Here is a 14,121-nt window from a genome sequence, read left to right on the forward strand (position 1 = left end):
GGCCAGCACCGAAACGCGACATGACGAACGGATTTCACATGAATGCCCCAGAGAGACTGACCGGAACGGCACAGGCAACGGCGCGTCCGGCCTCCGTGGCGTGGATCGATGCGCTCTCTGCCACCGCGTCGATCCAGTCCCATCCCCACCGGTTGCTCTGCCACATCATCGAAGAGCGGGCGGCAACACACGGCGCGGCTCCGGCCCTTCTCTCTGATATCGAGTCCTTCTCCTTTGCTGAGCTTTCCACCCGCATTGACGCCTATGCCGCCTGGGCGAGGGGCGCGGGTCTCGGGAAGGGTGATTGCGTGGCGCTCATCATGTCGAACCGCCCGGAATATGTGGCGATCTGGATGGGCCTGTCGAAGCTCGGCATCGTCACGGCGCTCATCAACGTCAATCTCTCAGGCGCCTCGCTGGCGCATTGCCTCAAGGTCGCGATGCCGAAGTGTGCAATCGTGGAATCGGGCTTCATGCGGGCGGTGACGGCGAGTCTGGCCCTGTCCGGCCAATCGCTTGACCTGTGGTGCCACGGCGCCTCTGACATGGCCGTGCGGCGCATCGATACGAACCTGTCGCGGGCTCCATCGCCCGTCTGCAGCGAAGCCTCTGTCACAGTCAACGACCGCGCGTTGCTGATCTATACCTCAGGGACAACGGGCCTGCCGAAGGCGGCCCATGTCAGTCATCGGCGCATTCTCAACTGGGCGCTGTGGTTCAAGGGCATGCTCGGCAACACCGAGGCAGACCGCATGTATGATTGCCTGCCGCTCTATCACAGTGTCGGGGGCATCGTCGCGGTCGCGGCAACGCTCGTCGCGGGCGGCTCCACCGTGATCGCGGAGAAGTTTTCCGCCCGACGGTTCTGGCCAGATATCCGCCGCTGGAACTGCACCCAGTTCCAGTACATCGGCGAACTTTGCCGCTATCTCCTGAATGCCGGGGTGACGCCTGAAGAAACCGGCCATTCCATTCGGGTGGCCTGCGGAAACGGGCTGCGCGCCGATGTATGGACGCCGTTCCAGCAGCGTTTCGGCATTCCGCAGATCCTTGAATTCTATGCCGCGACAGAGGGAAGCTTCTCGCTCTTCAATGCCGAAGGGAAGCCCGGGGCCATCGGCCGCGTGCCACCCTTCCTGCGTCATCGCTTTCCCACATCCATCGTTAGGTTCGACTCCGAAACCGGCAAGCCGCAGCGCGACGAGAACGGCTTCTGCATCGCGGCCGCGCATGGCGAGCCCGGCGAAGCCATCGGCCGCATTGGCGGGACGGACGGCTCGGGGCAGTTCGAGGGATACACCGATCAGCATGAATCCGAGCGCAAGGTTCTCCGCAACGTCTTCAAGGAAGGCGACATGTGGTTCCGCACCGGCGACCTGATGCGTGTTGATTCAGCCGGCTACTATTTCTTCGTCGATCGTGTCGGCGATACGTTCCGCTGGAAGGGCGAGAACGTGTCGACGCTGGAAGTTGCCAACGTGCTGAGCACCGCTCTTGGTGTCGCTGACGTGGCGGTCTACGGCGTGCCGGTGCCGGGTGCCGATGGCAAGGCGGGCATGGCATTTCTTCAGGTCGAGAACGGGTTCGATCCGGCAACGCTTCTCCGCCATGTATCGCGTGAGCTTCCGGCCTATGCCGTCCCGCTTTTCCTGCGTGTCGGGCCGGTCATGACTCTCACCGAAACCTTCAAGCACAAGAAGCAAGAGCTGGTTCGGGATGGATTTGATCCGGCGGCATCGGGCGATGTGATCTATGTGCGATTGGAGGAGGGCTACACGTTAGTCGACGCAACACTCCATGGACGGATCAACGCTGGAGAACTCCGGCTCTGATGCCTGCTAGTCCAGAAGGGCCGCAAGCGCCTCTCCGGCCTCTCGCAATGCAGGGGCCGCTTGCGGCAGCAGCGCGCTGAGCCCGTAGAAGGAATGCACCATGCCGGAATGGCAAACGTGCCGAACCGGCACACCCGCATTCCCGATATGAGCCGCATAGGCCGCTGCCTCGTCCCGGAATGGGTCACACTCTGCTGCAACGATGATCGTGGGAGGCACTCCACCCGGCGATCCATCACGGAGCGGCGATGGCAAGGCGCTAACGGTCTGTCCCGGTCCGAGACAATCCGCAATGTCATGGTCGACGGTTGCTATGTCGATCATGAAGCCCTGCGCGAACTCGCGTCGCGATGGGAAGTCGCCGCCGAGATCGATCACGGGGCACAATAGAAGCTGCGCGCGGATTTTGGCGGTCAACGGCCTCACGCCTTCCGCGATGAGTGCCGATAGCAACGCTCCAGCCGATTCACCGCCAATGGCAATCCGGGCCGTGTCGATGTTCAAACCAGTTCCATGCTCGCCGAGCCAGTTCACCGCGAAGGCCGCATCCTCCAGCGCTGCGGGAAAGCGGGCCTCGGGAGCGAGGCGGTAATCGACCGACACGACCATTGCATTCATGGCGATGGCGAGCGTCCGGCAGATCGCGTCATGGGTCTCGATGCTGCCGGCCACAAGGCCCCCGCCATGGTAAAACACCAGTGCTGGCGCAGGGACCTGCCGGTCAGAGACAGGATCGTACAACCTGAGTCGCAACGGACCACCCGGACCGGGAATGTGAATATCCTCGCTCCGTGCAATCGCCGGAGACTTGGCGCCCATCGCCATCAGTTTCGCAAATCCCTCACGGCGAGCAGCGGTGGTGATCGGGCTCGCAGGGGCTGACATGGCGAGCATGTCGATGAGGCGTTTGGCGCGTGGATCAAGCGGCATTCACTATGTCTCGTTTTGTAAGCGTGTCGGCTAACGGGTTGTTTGGGTCTGGTACGGCACATGCATCTTTCGCACCAGCATGTCATCGAACCAGGAGAACTCGCACATGACGACGAAGACAGTGACGACGAAGCCCGTGATCTTCTCGAAGGCCAATGTGGAACTCAATCCCTCGCCGATCCGTGCCGACTGGATCATCGAGGGACGGCCCGTCGCCCGCAATGCCATCCTGTCACGCAGCGAGGACCAGACCGCGTGCACCATCGTATGGGATTGCAGCGAGGGCAAGTTCAACTGGCATTATGATTTCGACGAGACGGTTTACTTCATCGAAGGCAGCGTGACGATCGAGGACGGCCATGGCCCGGCCCGCACCCTTGGCCCCGGCGACGTGATCTTCTTCCCCGCGGGCTCCCATGCTGTGTGGACGGTGCATGAGTATATCCGCAAGGTCGCCTTCTGCCGCAAGATCCTTCCCGCACCCGTCGGCGCGCTGATCAAGACCGCCCGCGCCATCAAGCACAAGATCTCGCCGCCGAAGGGTGAAGGCTCGCTGATGGGCGCGAACTGAGGACCGAAAATATGCCGCAACCGGTGAGACGTCCGAGCTTCTCCGCAACCTGGACATTCTTCGAAGGTGAATGGAGAGAGGGCAATGTGCCCATCATGGGCGCGCGCACGCATGGTGCCTGGCTGGGCTCCACGATTTTCGACGGTGCCCGCACCTTCGAGGGCGTGAGCCCCGATCTCGATCTGCACATGCAGCGCATCAACCGTTCGGCTGACGCCTTCGGCCTTCTGCCGCTGATGACCCCTGACGAATGGCTCGATCTCGCCCGCGAGGGCATCTCGCGCTTCGACAAGGACGAGGCGCTTTACATCCGTCCCATGTACTGGGCGGAGAATGGCGCGGCGGGCGGCGGCGTGAAGCACGATGCCGAGAGCACCAACTGGTGTCTCTGCATCTATGAAGCGCCGATGCCGCAACCGGGCAATCTGGCGATCACGCTGTCACCCTTCCGCAGGCCGGGCCGCGACATGGCCCCGGTCGACGCGAAAGCAGGCTGCCTCTATCCCAACAACGCACGCGCGCTCGCTGAAGCCGCCTCGCGCGGCTTCGGCAATTGCCTCGTTCCAGACCTGCTGGGCAATATCACCGAGCTCGCCAACGCCAACATCTTCATGGCTAAGGGTGGGGAGGTGTTTACGCCCGCTGCGAACGGCACCTTCCTGTCCGGCATCACCCGCCAACGTGTGATTTCGCTGCTGCGCACCGCAGGTGTGCAGGTGAACGAGATGGCGCTTACCTATGCCGACTTCCAGGCCGCCGACGAAATCTTCTCGTCAGGCAATTTCTCGAAGGTGATGCCGGTGACCCGTATCGACGAGCGCAACCTGCAGCCCGGTCCCTTCTATCGCAAGGCGCGTGAACTCTATTGGGATTTCGCCCACGCCGCCTGAGAAACCAACTACTTCGATTGTTGCCTCTGCCGGGCCTGTTCGCTGATCTTGCTCAGTGTCGTGCCCGGCAGAATTGCCTCCGGGCTGATCTTGATGTGGACGATTGACGGAAGCCTTGAAGCTCGCGCGGCCTCGAAGGCGGCGGGGAAGTCCTCTGTCCGATCGACCGTCACGCCAAATCCGCCGAACACCCGCGCATAGCCGGCAAAATCAGGATTCCGCAGGTCGGTCGCAATGCGGCGCCCTGGATATTCGCGTTCCTGGTGCATGCGGATGGTGCCATAGATTCCATTGTCGCAAACCAGCACGACGATGGGCAGTTGATACTGAACCGCAATGGCGAACTCCTGTCCGTTCATCAGGAAGTCGCCGTCGCCATTGACCGAGATCACCGTGCGATCGGGATACAGCCGCTGCATCGCGACGGCGGAGGGCATGCCATAGCCCATCGACGCGGAGGTTGGCGCGATGTGGCTCGCGAACTTCCGGAAGCGGTAGAAGCGGTGAATCCAGGATGCGTAATTTCCAGCGCCGTTGCACAGGATGGTATCGGGGCCAAGATTTTCGCGAAGCCACACCATGATGGTGCCGAGGTTGACGTCTCCCGGCTGCGGCGTCTCCTTGTCGGTCCAAGCCAGATACTCGGCATGGGCTTCGTCCGCCGAGCCTGCCCACTTCACGCTGGACGGTGCATCGAGTCCTGCTAATGCCGGAGCAAACCTTCGCGGCGAGGCGTTGATGGATAGCGCCGGCGCATAGACACGGCCGATCTCCATTGCATCAGGATAGATATGAACAAGCTTCGAGGCAGGGCTGGGAATGTCGAGGAGGCTATAGCCCTGCGACGCGATCTCGCCGAGCCGCCCGCCTGCAATAATGAGCAGGTCCGCGTTCCTGATACGGCTGATCAGCTTGGGGTTGGGGCCAATGCCAAGGTCACCTGCATAGTTCGGGTGCAACGGATCGAACAGCGGCAGGCGGCGGTAGCTGGTGATCACCGGAAGCTGGTGGCGCTCCGCAAACCGTGTGATGTGTGAACAGGCGTCTTCATCCCAGCGTGTACCGCCGACGATGAGCAGCGGACGCTCGGCAGCGGCGAGCATGGACGAGAGCTGTGCGAGATCTTCCCCGCCGGGCGCGATTTCAACGTCCTTCGCTGGCGGGGCATCCTCAACCTCGACCATTTCGCTCAGCATGTCCTCCGGCAGGGCGATGACAACCGGTCCCGGCCGTCCCGCAGTTGCCTGATGGAAAGCCCGTGACACGAATTCCGCCATCCGCGCCGGGTCGTCAATTTCGGCCGTCCACTTGGTCATGCTGCCGAACACGGCGCGGTAGTCGAGTTCCTGAAAGGCGCCGCGCTCTTTCATCTTCCGGTCGACTTGCCCGACAAACATGATGAGCGGTGTCGAGTCCTGTTGCGCGATATGAATTCCGGCAGAAGCATTCGTGGCGCCCGGCCCGCGCGTGACGAAGCAGATGCCGGGCCTGCCGGTGGCCTTGCCAACGGCATCCGCCATCATGGCAGCACCCCCTTCCTGACGGCACACCGTCATCTGGATGGGTGAATCATGCAACGCATCGAGAACGGGAAGAAAACTTTCACCCGGAACACAGAACACATGCTCGACGCCATGAATGGCAAGCTGGTCCACGAGGACCTGGGCGGCCGTGCGAAATTTCGACATTTCAGACTCCAAACACTGCGTATTCCGTATCGGCCAGATCGCTCAGCGCGGGGCGGCAGGGACCCTTGAAGTATTTTCGCCCGCGCCGTTCCGTATAGATGCCGCGAAGTCCCTCAACCGGGCCGTCCGCATCCATCACGAGGAAGGGTGCGGCCTTGCCCATGAAGTGACGGCCGAGATTTCCTGCGATGCGGACCAACTCGTCACGGTCAGGCGCATGAATGGCGAACATGGCGGGAAGCGGAAGACGGCCCGCCCGGATTCGATAGCGCCGGAACACATAGCCTTTGACCGCATTGCCGGAGCGGGCGACAACGACCTCGCATCCCATCTGCTGGTGCCGTAGCAACATGGCGAAATCCGCCATGCCTTCGTGATCAGGCGCGCCAAAGGACTCGATGACGACACCGGGCGCAGGTCGCTTCAGAATCGCTGCCGCAAGGAAGAGCCCATTGCAGTAACGGGTGTAGCCCTGCCTCTCCACGATCTCCCAGGTGTGGGGCGCTGGCGAGACATTGGTGTAGGTCAATTGCTTGTTCTTCAGTGCCATCGATACCAGAAGCTGCGCATAGGCACGGAAATCCTGCAGCACGTACCAGCTCGCGACATTGCAGAAGAAGGCGGTGCCACCATCGGTCTGGCGCTCCGAGGCGATGAGGAGAATGACGCCGACGAGGCGCGATCCGGTATCAAGACAGTAACCATAGCGCTGTAATCCCTCTGGAACGTCGCGCGCCGTAAGCCGCTCAAGGCCTGTCTCGATGCTCGCGCGCGAACGGCCCGCGAACCCCTCGCAAAGAAGCGTTGCCACGGCACCCAGATCGGCCGGTCCTATGGGACGGCAGCGAACACGCTCCTTCGCTGTTACAGGCTTCATCTGCTTAACCCTGACATCAATCCGTTTTCGCTAATTTGGTCGAATTGTTTATAACTGATGTATGTTTACAAGGAGTGATGTCGATGTCTGCACGGTTAACAATCATCTCTGAGATTGAGCAGGTCGCCAAGGACCAGAACAAGACGCTCCGTCCACTGACGGATGACCTCGAACTGCTTGAATCCGGGCTCGATTCCCTGTGCTTCGCCATTCTGGTCGCACGGCTCGAGGACAAGGTCGGTTACGATCCGTTCACGATGTCGGACGACATCGAATTCCCGGTCACGCTGGGCGAGTTCATCAGCGTCTATGACAATGTCAAGCTCGCGGCCTGAGACGCTTCGCCGGGCGCTTGTTCTCGCCGGTACGCCAACGGAGAGCTACCTCTCGGACGGCGTGAGAACGATTCCCCTACGCGAGGCGCTTGAAACCAGCCGTCTTGGCGGAACGCGGGATAGCCTCGCTGGCCGGTCCGTACTGCTGGCGGTCGATACGCAATTCGAGGCAGCCCTTGCGCTGATCGAGCTCGACGGCCTAGCGCGCCGCATCGTTCTGCTGCCACCCGATGTGAAGTCGCAGCAACTGCCCGCCATCGTTCGCGATGCAGAGATCGACGCCATCGTCTGCACGGCGCCAGAGGCCTTCGAAGCGCTCGGTCCCGAGACGGTGGTGTTCCAAGTGGATGTTGCAGTTCCCGTGATGCCGCCTGACACCTCGCTTGCAACCGAATGGTTGATGCTCACGTCCGGCACGACCGGAGATCCCAAGCTCGCGATCCACACGCTTGGCGGGTTGACCGGCGCCATTCCGCTTCTGCCGGACGCCGTGAGCCGGCCGCGCTGGGCGACCTTCTATGACATTCGCCGCTATGGCGGCCTTCAGATTTTCCTGCGCGCCATGTTCTGCGGCGGCAACCTCGTCCTCTCGCGTCCGGGCGAACCCGTCGCCGATCATCTCGAACGGCTCTCGCAGGCGGACGTCACCCACGTGTCCGGCACGCCCAGCCATTGGCGCCGTGTGATGATGACCAAGGCAGCAATCGGTTTCAATCCGTCGTACGTCAGGCTGTCGGGCGAGATTGCGGATCAGCCAATCCTCGATGGCCTTCGCGCGGCCTTTCCGGCTGCCTCCATCGGACATGCCTATGCATCGACCGAGGCTGGCGTCGGGTTTGATGTCAACGATGGACTTGAAGGCTTCCCCGCAAGCTATCTCGACGCGCCGCGCAATGGCGTGGAGATGCGGATACAGGACGGCTGCCTGCAGATTCGCTCGGGCCGCATGGCCTCGGCCTATGCCGGGCGCCCCGACCTGCCGTTGGTCGGAGCTGATGGCTGGGTGGATACCGGCGACATGGTCGAGGTGATCGATGGCCGTTGCCATTTCCGCGGCCGCCGCAGCGGTGTCATCAACGTCGGCGGGCTCAAGGTTCATCCCGAGGAGATCGAGACCGTCATCAACCGTCACGCCGCCGTGCGCCAGGCGAAGGTGAAGCCGCGCAAGAGCCCCATCATCGGCAATATCGTGGTGGCCGATGTGGTGCTGGCGGACGGTACGCATGACGCCGATCAGGTGAAGCGCAACATCATCGAGCTTTGCGCCGCCAGTCTTCCAACTCACAAGGTTCCAGCACTCGTCAACATCGTATCCTCGATCGAGATGACGGCGGGCGGCAAGGTATCACGGCAACATGCGTAACGTCATCGTGACAGGCGGAAGCCGGGGCCTGGGCCTTGCGGTATGCCAGCGGCTTGCTGCTTCGGGCTATCGCGCCATTGCCGTCGCCCGCAAGGAAACGCCTGAACTTGCCGCTGCCATAACGGCGGCACCCGGGGGCGCCATCCACTTTGCATCCTTTGACCTTGGCGATGTCCACGCCATGCCGGATTTCGTCAAGGCGCTGAAGAAGCAGCACGGCGGGTTCTATGGGCTGGTCAATAACGCCGGGATCGGGACCGAAGGATTGCTCGCGGTCATGCCGCTTGAGCAGATCGAGCAGCTCATTCGCATCAACACGCTTTCCCCCATTGCGCTCACCCGCCAGGTGATGCGCTCCATGCTGGCGCAGGGCGAGGGCCGCATCATCAACATGTCCTCGATCATTGCCACGACGGGCTATTACGCACTCTCAGTCTATGCTGCCACCAAAGCTTCCATGACCGGCTTCACGCGATCATTGGCGCGCGAGGTGGGACGTGCGGGCATCACGGTGAACGCCATCGCGCCCGGCTTCATCGAGACGGCGATGACGGAGAATCTGGGCGATGAGAAACGCCAGCAGATCGCGCGGCGCAGCGCCTTGCAGCGCCTGGCTGAAGCAGAGGACGTTGCCCGCACTGTCGAATTCCTCATGGGCGATGGCGGCCGCAACATTACAGGCACGGTGATTACCGTCGACGCCGGCAACACAGCCTAAGCCGCAGCCTGCCTCCGCCGGACGGCCGCAGCCACCATGACCAGAAGAAGGCCGGGAACGAACACCACTGTCGCAATCGCGGGATAAAGTGGCGAGGAGCCAACGGCGATTCCGCTGAAGATGAAGGTCGGCACCGTGCGCGTGGAACCTGCAAGGCTGTATGTGATGTAGAAATTGCCCCAGCTGAGCAGGAAGGCGAAGATCGCCGCGGAGAAGATTCCGGGCCAGAGCAGGGGAATGGTGACAAAGCGGTACACCTGCCAGTTCGATGCGCCGCAATCACGAGCGGCATCTTCCAGCAGCGGATCAAAGTTCCACACCTGCACCGCGACGATCACCATGGCGAAGGGCGCGATGTAGACGACGTGGCCGATCATCGCCGTGACGAGCCCCGTGTTGAAGCCAAACCATTTGCCCAGCACCGAGAACCACAACAGCAGAACGATGCCGAGTAGCAGTTGCGGGAAGGCCAGCGGAGCGCCGGCAATGGCTTGGAACGCCGACTTGCCCTTGAAGCGGTAGCGTACGGCCACGATCGCGGCAAAAGTTCCAATCGCCGTCGCTGCAACCGTCGCCACCAGCGCGATGATCGTTGAGTTCCGCAGCGCGTTGAGGGCGTTGGAATTGCGGAACAGGTCGCCGTACCATTTCAGCGAAAATCCTTCGAAGGGAAGGGTCAGGTAGCGGCCTTCCTGAAACGAGAATGCGATGAGCGTGAAGATGGGCACGTAGAAGAACAGCAACGCAAGCCCCATCACGCCATAGAGCATGATATCGACGAGCAGCGATTCCGTGCGATGGTTCATGACGAGAACCCCGCCTTCCGCATGCCCAGCATCCGGGTGAAGAGCAGCACGATGAAGACCGCGACCGTCATCAGCACGAGGGTGAGCGCGGCACCCAGGGGCCAGTTGACGCGCGTCTCGAATGTCTGCCGGATCAGTTCCGCCGACATGGGCGACTTGCCGCCGCCCAAGACCTTGGGCTCGAGGAACACGCCGACGCCCAGAAGGAAGATCAGCACGCTTCCTGCCCATATGCCCGGCTTGCACAGGGGAAGTGTTACCTCCCAGTGGGCGCGCAACTTGCTGGCGCCCGCGTCATAGGCAGCGAGGATCAGCGAACGGTCGATGTTGTCGATCGAGAGATAGAGCGTGAAGATTGCGAAGGGCAGGAGATTGTAGACCATGCCCAGCATCGTCGCCCAGTCGGTAAAGAGGAACGCAATGGTCTCCGGCGGAAAGCCCAGGTAGCCAAGCAGATAGTTTGCGGCACCGTTCTTGTCGAGGAACAGCACCCAGCCGAAGGTCTTGAGGGTGGCGTCGGTGATGAAGGCGAAGGTGATGAGGATCTTGATCTCGTTCTCGCGCGACTTGAACCGTGTCGCCAGCCCATAGGCGATGGGAAAGGCCAGCACCATGCAGATTGCCACGCAGGCAGCACCCATGAACAGGGTGTGGCCGAGGATGGTCCAGAAATGCGGCTTGGTGAACACGTCTGTCCACGTCGCCAGGTCCCAGGTCCAGCGCAACTGGAAATCCCGCGTGCGCTGGAAGGTGAGAATGAACGTCATCACTAGCGGTGCGAGGAAGCAGGTCGTCTGCAACACGACAGTTGGCAGCGCCTTGACCAGCAGTTCAGGATCGCGCCAGCTCTTGTCAATGCTGGTCGTCATCAGGCCTCTCCCGGTCGGAGCACCCAGATGTCCTTCTTCGGCCAACCCAGCCGCACATGCTCGCCAAGCTGCATGGGCAATTGCGATGTGCCCTGGATTTCGATTGCAAGATCGTGCCCGCCGTCGCTCCGCGCACGATATTGGACCGTGCCGCCCTTGGTGAACACTTCGGTGACGGTGGCTGCAATCTCGCAATCGGCCGTCTCGCCATCACGCAGACGCCGGAACAGTTCAGGCCGCACCATCATCATGGCAGGCCCCTGGCTCACGTCTTCGGCTACAAGCGGGTTTTCCACCTGGCCAGTTGTGTCAGAAATCTCACCGCTCCGATAGACGATGCCCGTTGCGTTGCGGCCTGTGACTTCGATGGGCAGCAGGTTGGTTTCACCAATGAAACCTGCGACGAAGGCGTCAGCGGGGCGATAGTAGATGTCGGACGGTTCGCCCAGCTGAAGAATGCGGCCCGCGCGCATCACGCAGATGCGATCGGCCAGCATCATGGCCTCTTCAAGGTCATGCGTGACATGGACGAAGGTGACGCCGACGGACCTGTGCAGCCGTTTCAGTTCGGCCTGCAACACCTTCTTGAGCTTCACGTCGAGAGCCGAAAGCGGCTCGTCCAGAAGCAGAAGCTTCGGCGAGGAAATCATCGAGCGCGCCAGTGCCACGCGCTGCTGTTCGCCGCCTGACAGTGCGCGTGGAAAGCGGTCGAGATAGATCGGCTTCAGCTCCATCAACTGGATCATCTCGTTGACGCGGCTGGAAATCTCGGCGGTCGGCACCTTCCGCAGCTTCAGCGGAAAGCCGATGTTCTGCGCCACCGTCATGTGCGGGAAGAGCGCCAGCTTCTGGAACACCATGCTGGTGGGGCGGAGGGCCGCGGGGATGCCCGCCATGTCCTTGCCCTCGATGCGGATCGTGCCGGACGTTGCGTCCTCGAAGCCGGCGACCTGCTTCAGCAGCGTGGTCTTCCCGCAGCCCGAGGGACCGACGAGCGCGATGAATTCACCCTGCCGGACACTCAAGGTAACCCCCTTCAGCGCCTGATAGGTTCCATAGTCCTTGTGAATGTCGTGGATGTCGAGGATCGGAGCGCTGGTCATCGGCCCTTGTTGTCAAAATAGAAAAAGCCGGAGCGGCGGTTTCGCCGCTCCGGCGAGACTGTTACTGCGCAGCTGCGAGTTCTTCCTGCCAGATTGCCAGCATCTCGTCGATGTTGGGGGCGATGCGGTGCATTTGGGAATTGTCCCAGGCATGCCACATATAGTCGACCTGCAGGATGTCCTTTTCCTCCGGCGTATAGAGTTCTTCGACCGCCTTGTTGGTGACGACGTTGCAGGTCGCGTCCTGCAGCGACAGGATATGCCCGGCATCCTTCGACACGACATGCTTCAGAAGCTTCTGTGCCAGCTCAGGTTGGTCGGTGTCCTTCAGGATGGCCGTCGCCTCGACCCAGATGATGCCCTGCTTCAAGCCGTTCTTCTGGTCGGGCACGATGGCCATGATGTTCTTGTGGCCCTGCTTGCGCATGGCCGAGGTGAGGTAGGAGCCAGCACCGATGCAGCCCAAGAGCGAGCCGTCGAGCAGGCCCTTCTGGGCTTGCGTCAGGTCGCCCACCAGCGTGCGCGTATTCTTGAACATGGCGCGCAGAACCTTGCGGACCTCTTCCAGCGCAGCCTGGTCCAGTTCCGCGTAGGGGTCAATTCCAGCATGGAGCGCCATCGGCAGGATGGGCCAGTCGCCCCAGTCCATGACGCAGATCTTGTCCTTGTTGGCGGCATCGAACACCGGATCATAGGTCTTCCAGGCTTCGGGCTTGGTGATGTCGGTGTTGATGCAGGGGCCGACCCAGCCCCAGCGCGTCGCCACGCCAATGGTCTTGCCATCGGTCAGCAACGGCTCGAACGGCGGCTTGAACTGGTCGTAGAACGTTGCGTAGACCTCGGCAAAATCGTCGGGATTGAGTTCCATGGCGAGGCCCGCCGGTCCCATGCGGGTAATCCACGGCATATCGCTCGATACGATATCGACTTCGCGCGATGCGCCCGCCTGCAGCTTGGCGAAACCGCCGGGGCTGTCGACGATGAGATCGAAGCTCACCTCCGTGTCGTTCGCCTTGTTGAAGGGATCGACGATGCGCGGATCGTTATAGCCTTCCCAGCACATGTAGGTGAGTTGCGTTGCCGCGGCAGCCTGGCGCGAGTGACCGCCGAGCATGGCAACGCCCGCGGCTCCGGCAGCGCCTTTCAGCAGGTTGCGGCGTGAAAGGCCCGCCTCGTCAAGGCCCATCGCCCTGATCTGGTTCTGGTAGAATTTCGGGAGATCGCTGTACCAGGTCTTCGTCATGGAGTTCCTCCGGTCTTTTTCAGATTGAGTGGAGATTGCGTGATATCGGCCTGTGTCGGAATACCCCCGTGGGAATAGGCCGGGGCTTGCACGGCGAAACCGCCGAGGAAGGCCGCGAAGAGCTCTCCCTGTGTGGATATTTTCAGTTTCCTGTAGATGTTCTTGCGATGGATCTTGACCGTGCCGGGGCTGATGTCGAGTTGCAGCGCCACCGATTGCGTCGAATGCCCCTGCAGGATCATGGTCACGATCTCGCGCTCGCGGACCGACAGCACCCGGAACCCGATATGTGCGATTGAGGGTCCGGCCTTCACTTCGGCGGCGACTGTTGCCGTGTTCCGCCAGTGCTGCCGCGAAAAAGCGCCTACGGCCGGCTCGGTCGCCTGCAGGATTTCAAGGTCGGCGCGCGTGAGCGGCGGTGACTGCGTCCACCGCGCCAGCGACGTGACGCCGACATAGCCGTCCTCCATCGGAAAGACGAAGCCCACTTCCTCGCCGATCCCTGTGCGGCTGTAATGCTCGCGGAAGTATTCGCTGCGCCGGAAATGGTCGGGTGCCACATCATGCAGGCGATAGCAGCCGCCGCGGCGGCCATCGCTGACAAGCTGGTAGAACGGATCGAGCAGGAAGGGCCCGGCCGCATAGTCCGTCGCAATGACGCGATGGCGGGCACGGTCCAGCGTATCGCCGAGGATGACGGGCTGGCCCTTGCCGCGATATGCGAAGGCCATGACGAAATCGAAATCCACCAGACGCCGCACGGCATCCAGCAGAACGCCGGCGAACTGCGGCTGCCCCAGGGCGCCACCCAGTTCGGCCAGTCCCTTGCTCCATTGCTCCAGAAGCAGATGCCGTTTGGTCATGCAACAGAGCTTATCGCTTTGGGGGTATGGCGG

General features: G+C 61.8%; 14 protein-coding genes. 6 read left to right on the forward strand and 8 right to left on the reverse strand.

Annotation, left to right across the window (positions count from 1 at the left end):
• Window positions 1–38 precede the first annotated feature (38 nt).
• Window positions 39–1,832, forward strand: a complete 1,794-nt coding sequence (locus ACEW8Q_RS18310; protein WP_373505494.1) for a long-chain-acyl-CoA synthetase — start codon at window positions 39–41, stop codon at window positions 1,830–1,832.
• A 6-nt stretch (window positions 1,833–1,838) separates the two neighbouring features.
• Here the strand turns inward: ACEW8Q_RS18310 and ACEW8Q_RS18315 are convergent, their stop codons facing one another.
• Window positions 1,839–2,762 carry an alpha/beta hydrolase gene (locus ACEW8Q_RS18315; RefSeq protein WP_373505495.1) on the reverse strand — a complete coding sequence of 308 codons (924 nt, stop codon included), beginning with the start codon at window positions 2,760–2,762 and terminating at the stop codon, window positions 1,839–1,841.
• 106 nt (window positions 2,763–2,868) lie between these two features.
• Here ACEW8Q_RS18315 and ACEW8Q_RS18320 point away from each other — a divergent pair, with 106 nt between their 5' ends.
• Both ACEW8Q_RS18320 and ACEW8Q_RS18325 read left to right on the forward strand, forming a co-directional pair.
• Window positions 2,869–3,333 carry a cupin domain-containing protein gene (locus tag ACEW8Q_RS18320; RefSeq protein WP_373505496.1) on the forward strand — a complete coding sequence of 155 codons (465 nt, stop codon included), beginning with the start codon at window positions 2,869–2,871 and terminating at the stop codon, window positions 3,331–3,333.
• An 11-nt stretch (window positions 3,334–3,344) separates the two neighbouring features.
• On the forward strand, window positions 3,345–4,223 hold the full coding sequence (locus ACEW8Q_RS18325) for a branched-chain amino acid aminotransferase (RefSeq protein WP_373505497.1): 879 nt from the start codon (window positions 3,345–3,347) through the stop codon (window positions 4,221–4,223).
• A gap of 8 nt (window positions 4,224–4,231) precedes the next feature.
• On the opposite strand, the gene ACEW8Q_RS18330 is transcribed toward ACEW8Q_RS18325, so the two are convergent.
• Window positions 4,232–5,911, reverse strand: a complete 1,680-nt coding sequence (locus tag ACEW8Q_RS18330; RefSeq protein WP_373505498.1) for a thiamine pyrophosphate-binding protein — start codon at window positions 5,909–5,911, stop codon at window positions 4,232–4,234.
• 1 nt (window position 5,912) lies between these two features.
• The gene (locus ACEW8Q_RS18335; protein WP_373505499.1) at window positions 5,913–6,788 is read right to left on the reverse strand and encodes an acyl-CoA acyltransferase; all 876 of its coding nucleotides are present in this window, start codon (window positions 6,786–6,788) and stop codon (window positions 5,913–5,915) included.
• Between the two features lie 83 nt (window positions 6,789–6,871).
• Between ACEW8Q_RS18335 and ACEW8Q_RS18340 the strand changes: the two genes are divergently transcribed.
• The 3 genes from ACEW8Q_RS18340 to ACEW8Q_RS18350 are packed head-to-tail and all read left to right on the forward strand — an operon-like array spanning window position 6,872 to window position 9,204.
• Window positions 6,872–7,123 (forward strand): acyl carrier protein, encoded by a 252-nt coding sequence (locus ACEW8Q_RS18340; RefSeq protein ID WP_373505500.1) that lies wholly within the window; start codon window positions 6,872–6,874, stop codon window positions 7,121–7,123.
• Window positions 7,104–8,486, forward strand: a complete 1,383-nt coding sequence (locus ACEW8Q_RS18345) for a long-chain fatty acid--CoA ligase (protein ID WP_373505501.1) — start codon at window positions 7,104–7,106, stop codon at window positions 8,484–8,486. Before ACEW8Q_RS18340 ends, ACEW8Q_RS18345 begins: the two co-directional genes overlap by 20 nt.
• Complete coding sequence (locus ACEW8Q_RS18350; RefSeq protein WP_373505502.1) at window positions 8,479–9,204, forward strand: SDR family NAD(P)-dependent oxidoreductase; 726 nt, start codon at window positions 8,479–8,481, stop codon at window positions 9,202–9,204. Before ACEW8Q_RS18345 ends, ACEW8Q_RS18350 begins: the two co-directional genes overlap by 8 nt.
• Here ACEW8Q_RS18350 and ACEW8Q_RS18355 read toward each other — a convergent pair.
• The 5 genes from ACEW8Q_RS18355 to ACEW8Q_RS18375 form a co-directional block, all read right to left on the reverse strand.
• The gene (locus ACEW8Q_RS18355) at window positions 9,201–10,010 is read right to left on the reverse strand and encodes an ABC transporter permease (RefSeq protein ID WP_373505503.1); all 810 of its coding nucleotides are present in this window, start codon (window positions 10,008–10,010) and stop codon (window positions 9,201–9,203) included. The genes ACEW8Q_RS18350 and ACEW8Q_RS18355 overlap by 4 nt on opposite strands.
• Window positions 10,007–10,879, reverse strand: a complete 873-nt coding sequence (locus tag ACEW8Q_RS18360) for an ABC transporter permease (RefSeq protein ID WP_373505504.1) — start codon at window positions 10,877–10,879, stop codon at window positions 10,007–10,009. The genes ACEW8Q_RS18355 and ACEW8Q_RS18360 overlap by 4 nt, the downstream gene beginning before the upstream one ends.
• On the reverse strand, window positions 10,879–11,982 hold the full coding sequence (locus ACEW8Q_RS18365) for an ABC transporter ATP-binding protein (protein WP_373505505.1): 1,104 nt from the start codon (window positions 11,980–11,982) through the stop codon (window positions 10,879–10,881). Before ACEW8Q_RS18365 ends, ACEW8Q_RS18360 begins: the two co-directional genes overlap by 1 nt.
• A gap of 61 nt (window positions 11,983–12,043) precedes the next feature.
• The gene (locus tag ACEW8Q_RS18370) at window positions 12,044–13,225 is read right to left on the reverse strand and encodes a PotD/PotF family extracellular solute-binding protein (protein WP_373505506.1); all 1,182 of its coding nucleotides are present in this window, start codon (window positions 13,223–13,225) and stop codon (window positions 12,044–12,046) included.
• Window positions 13,222–14,088 (reverse strand): LuxR C-terminal-related transcriptional regulator, encoded by an 867-nt coding sequence (locus ACEW8Q_RS18375; protein WP_373505507.1) that lies wholly within the window; start codon window positions 14,086–14,088, stop codon window positions 13,222–13,224. The genes ACEW8Q_RS18370 and ACEW8Q_RS18375 overlap by 4 nt, the downstream gene beginning before the upstream one ends.
• Window positions 14,089–14,121: the final 33 nt, after the last annotated feature.

It is taken from the genome of Aestuariivirga sp., assembly GCF_041738905.1.
Lineage (GTDB): Bacteria > Pseudomonadota > Alphaproteobacteria > Rhizobiales > Aestuariivirgaceae > Aestuariivirga.

Coding starts and splice junctions, on each gene's coding strand:
- ACEW8Q_RS18310 (WP_373505494.1), top strand. CDS start 39: ATGAATGCCCCAGAGAGACTGACCGGAACGGCACAGGCAACGGCGCGT.
- ACEW8Q_RS18315 (WP_373505495.1), bottom strand. CDS start 2,762: ATGCCGCTTGATCCACGCGCCAAACGCCTCATCGACATGCTCGCCATG.
- ACEW8Q_RS18320 (WP_373505496.1), top strand. CDS start 2,869: ATGACGACGAAGACAGTGACGACGAAGCCCGTGATCTTCTCGAAGGCC.
- ACEW8Q_RS18325 (WP_373505497.1), top strand. CDS start 3,345: ATGCCGCAACCGGTGAGACGTCCGAGCTTCTCCGCAACCTGGACATTC.
- ACEW8Q_RS18330 (WP_373505498.1), bottom strand. CDS start 5,911: ATGTCGAAATTTCGCACGGCCGCCCAGGTCCTCGTGGACCAGCTTGCC.
- ACEW8Q_RS18335 (WP_373505499.1), bottom strand. CDS start 6,788: ATGAAGCCTGTAACAGCGAAGGAGCGTGTTCGCTGCCGTCCCATAGGA.
- ACEW8Q_RS18340 (WP_373505500.1), top strand. CDS start 6,872: ATGTCTGCACGGTTAACAATCATCTCTGAGATTGAGCAGGTCGCCAAG.
- ACEW8Q_RS18345 (WP_373505501.1), top strand. CDS start 7,104: ATGTCAAGCTCGCGGCCTGAGACGCTTCGCCGGGCGCTTGTTCTCGCC.
- ACEW8Q_RS18350 (WP_373505502.1), top strand. CDS start 8,479: ATGCGTAACGTCATCGTGACAGGCGGAAGCCGGGGCCTGGGCCTTGCG.
- ACEW8Q_RS18355 (WP_373505503.1), bottom strand. CDS start 10,010: ATGAACCATCGCACGGAATCGCTGCTCGTCGATATCATGCTCTATGGC.
- ACEW8Q_RS18360 (WP_373505504.1), bottom strand. CDS start 10,879: ATGACGACCAGCATTGACAAGAGCTGGCGCGATCCTGAACTGCTGGTC.
- ACEW8Q_RS18365 (WP_373505505.1), bottom strand. CDS start 11,982: ATGACCAGCGCTCCGATCCTCGACATCCACGACATTCACAAGGACTAT.
- ACEW8Q_RS18370 (WP_373505506.1), bottom strand. CDS start 13,225: ATGACGAAGACCTGGTACAGCGATCTCCCGAAATTCTACCAGAACCAG.
- ACEW8Q_RS18375 (WP_373505507.1), bottom strand. CDS start 14,088: ATGACCAAACGGCATCTGCTTCTGGAGCAATGGAGCAAGGGACTGGCC.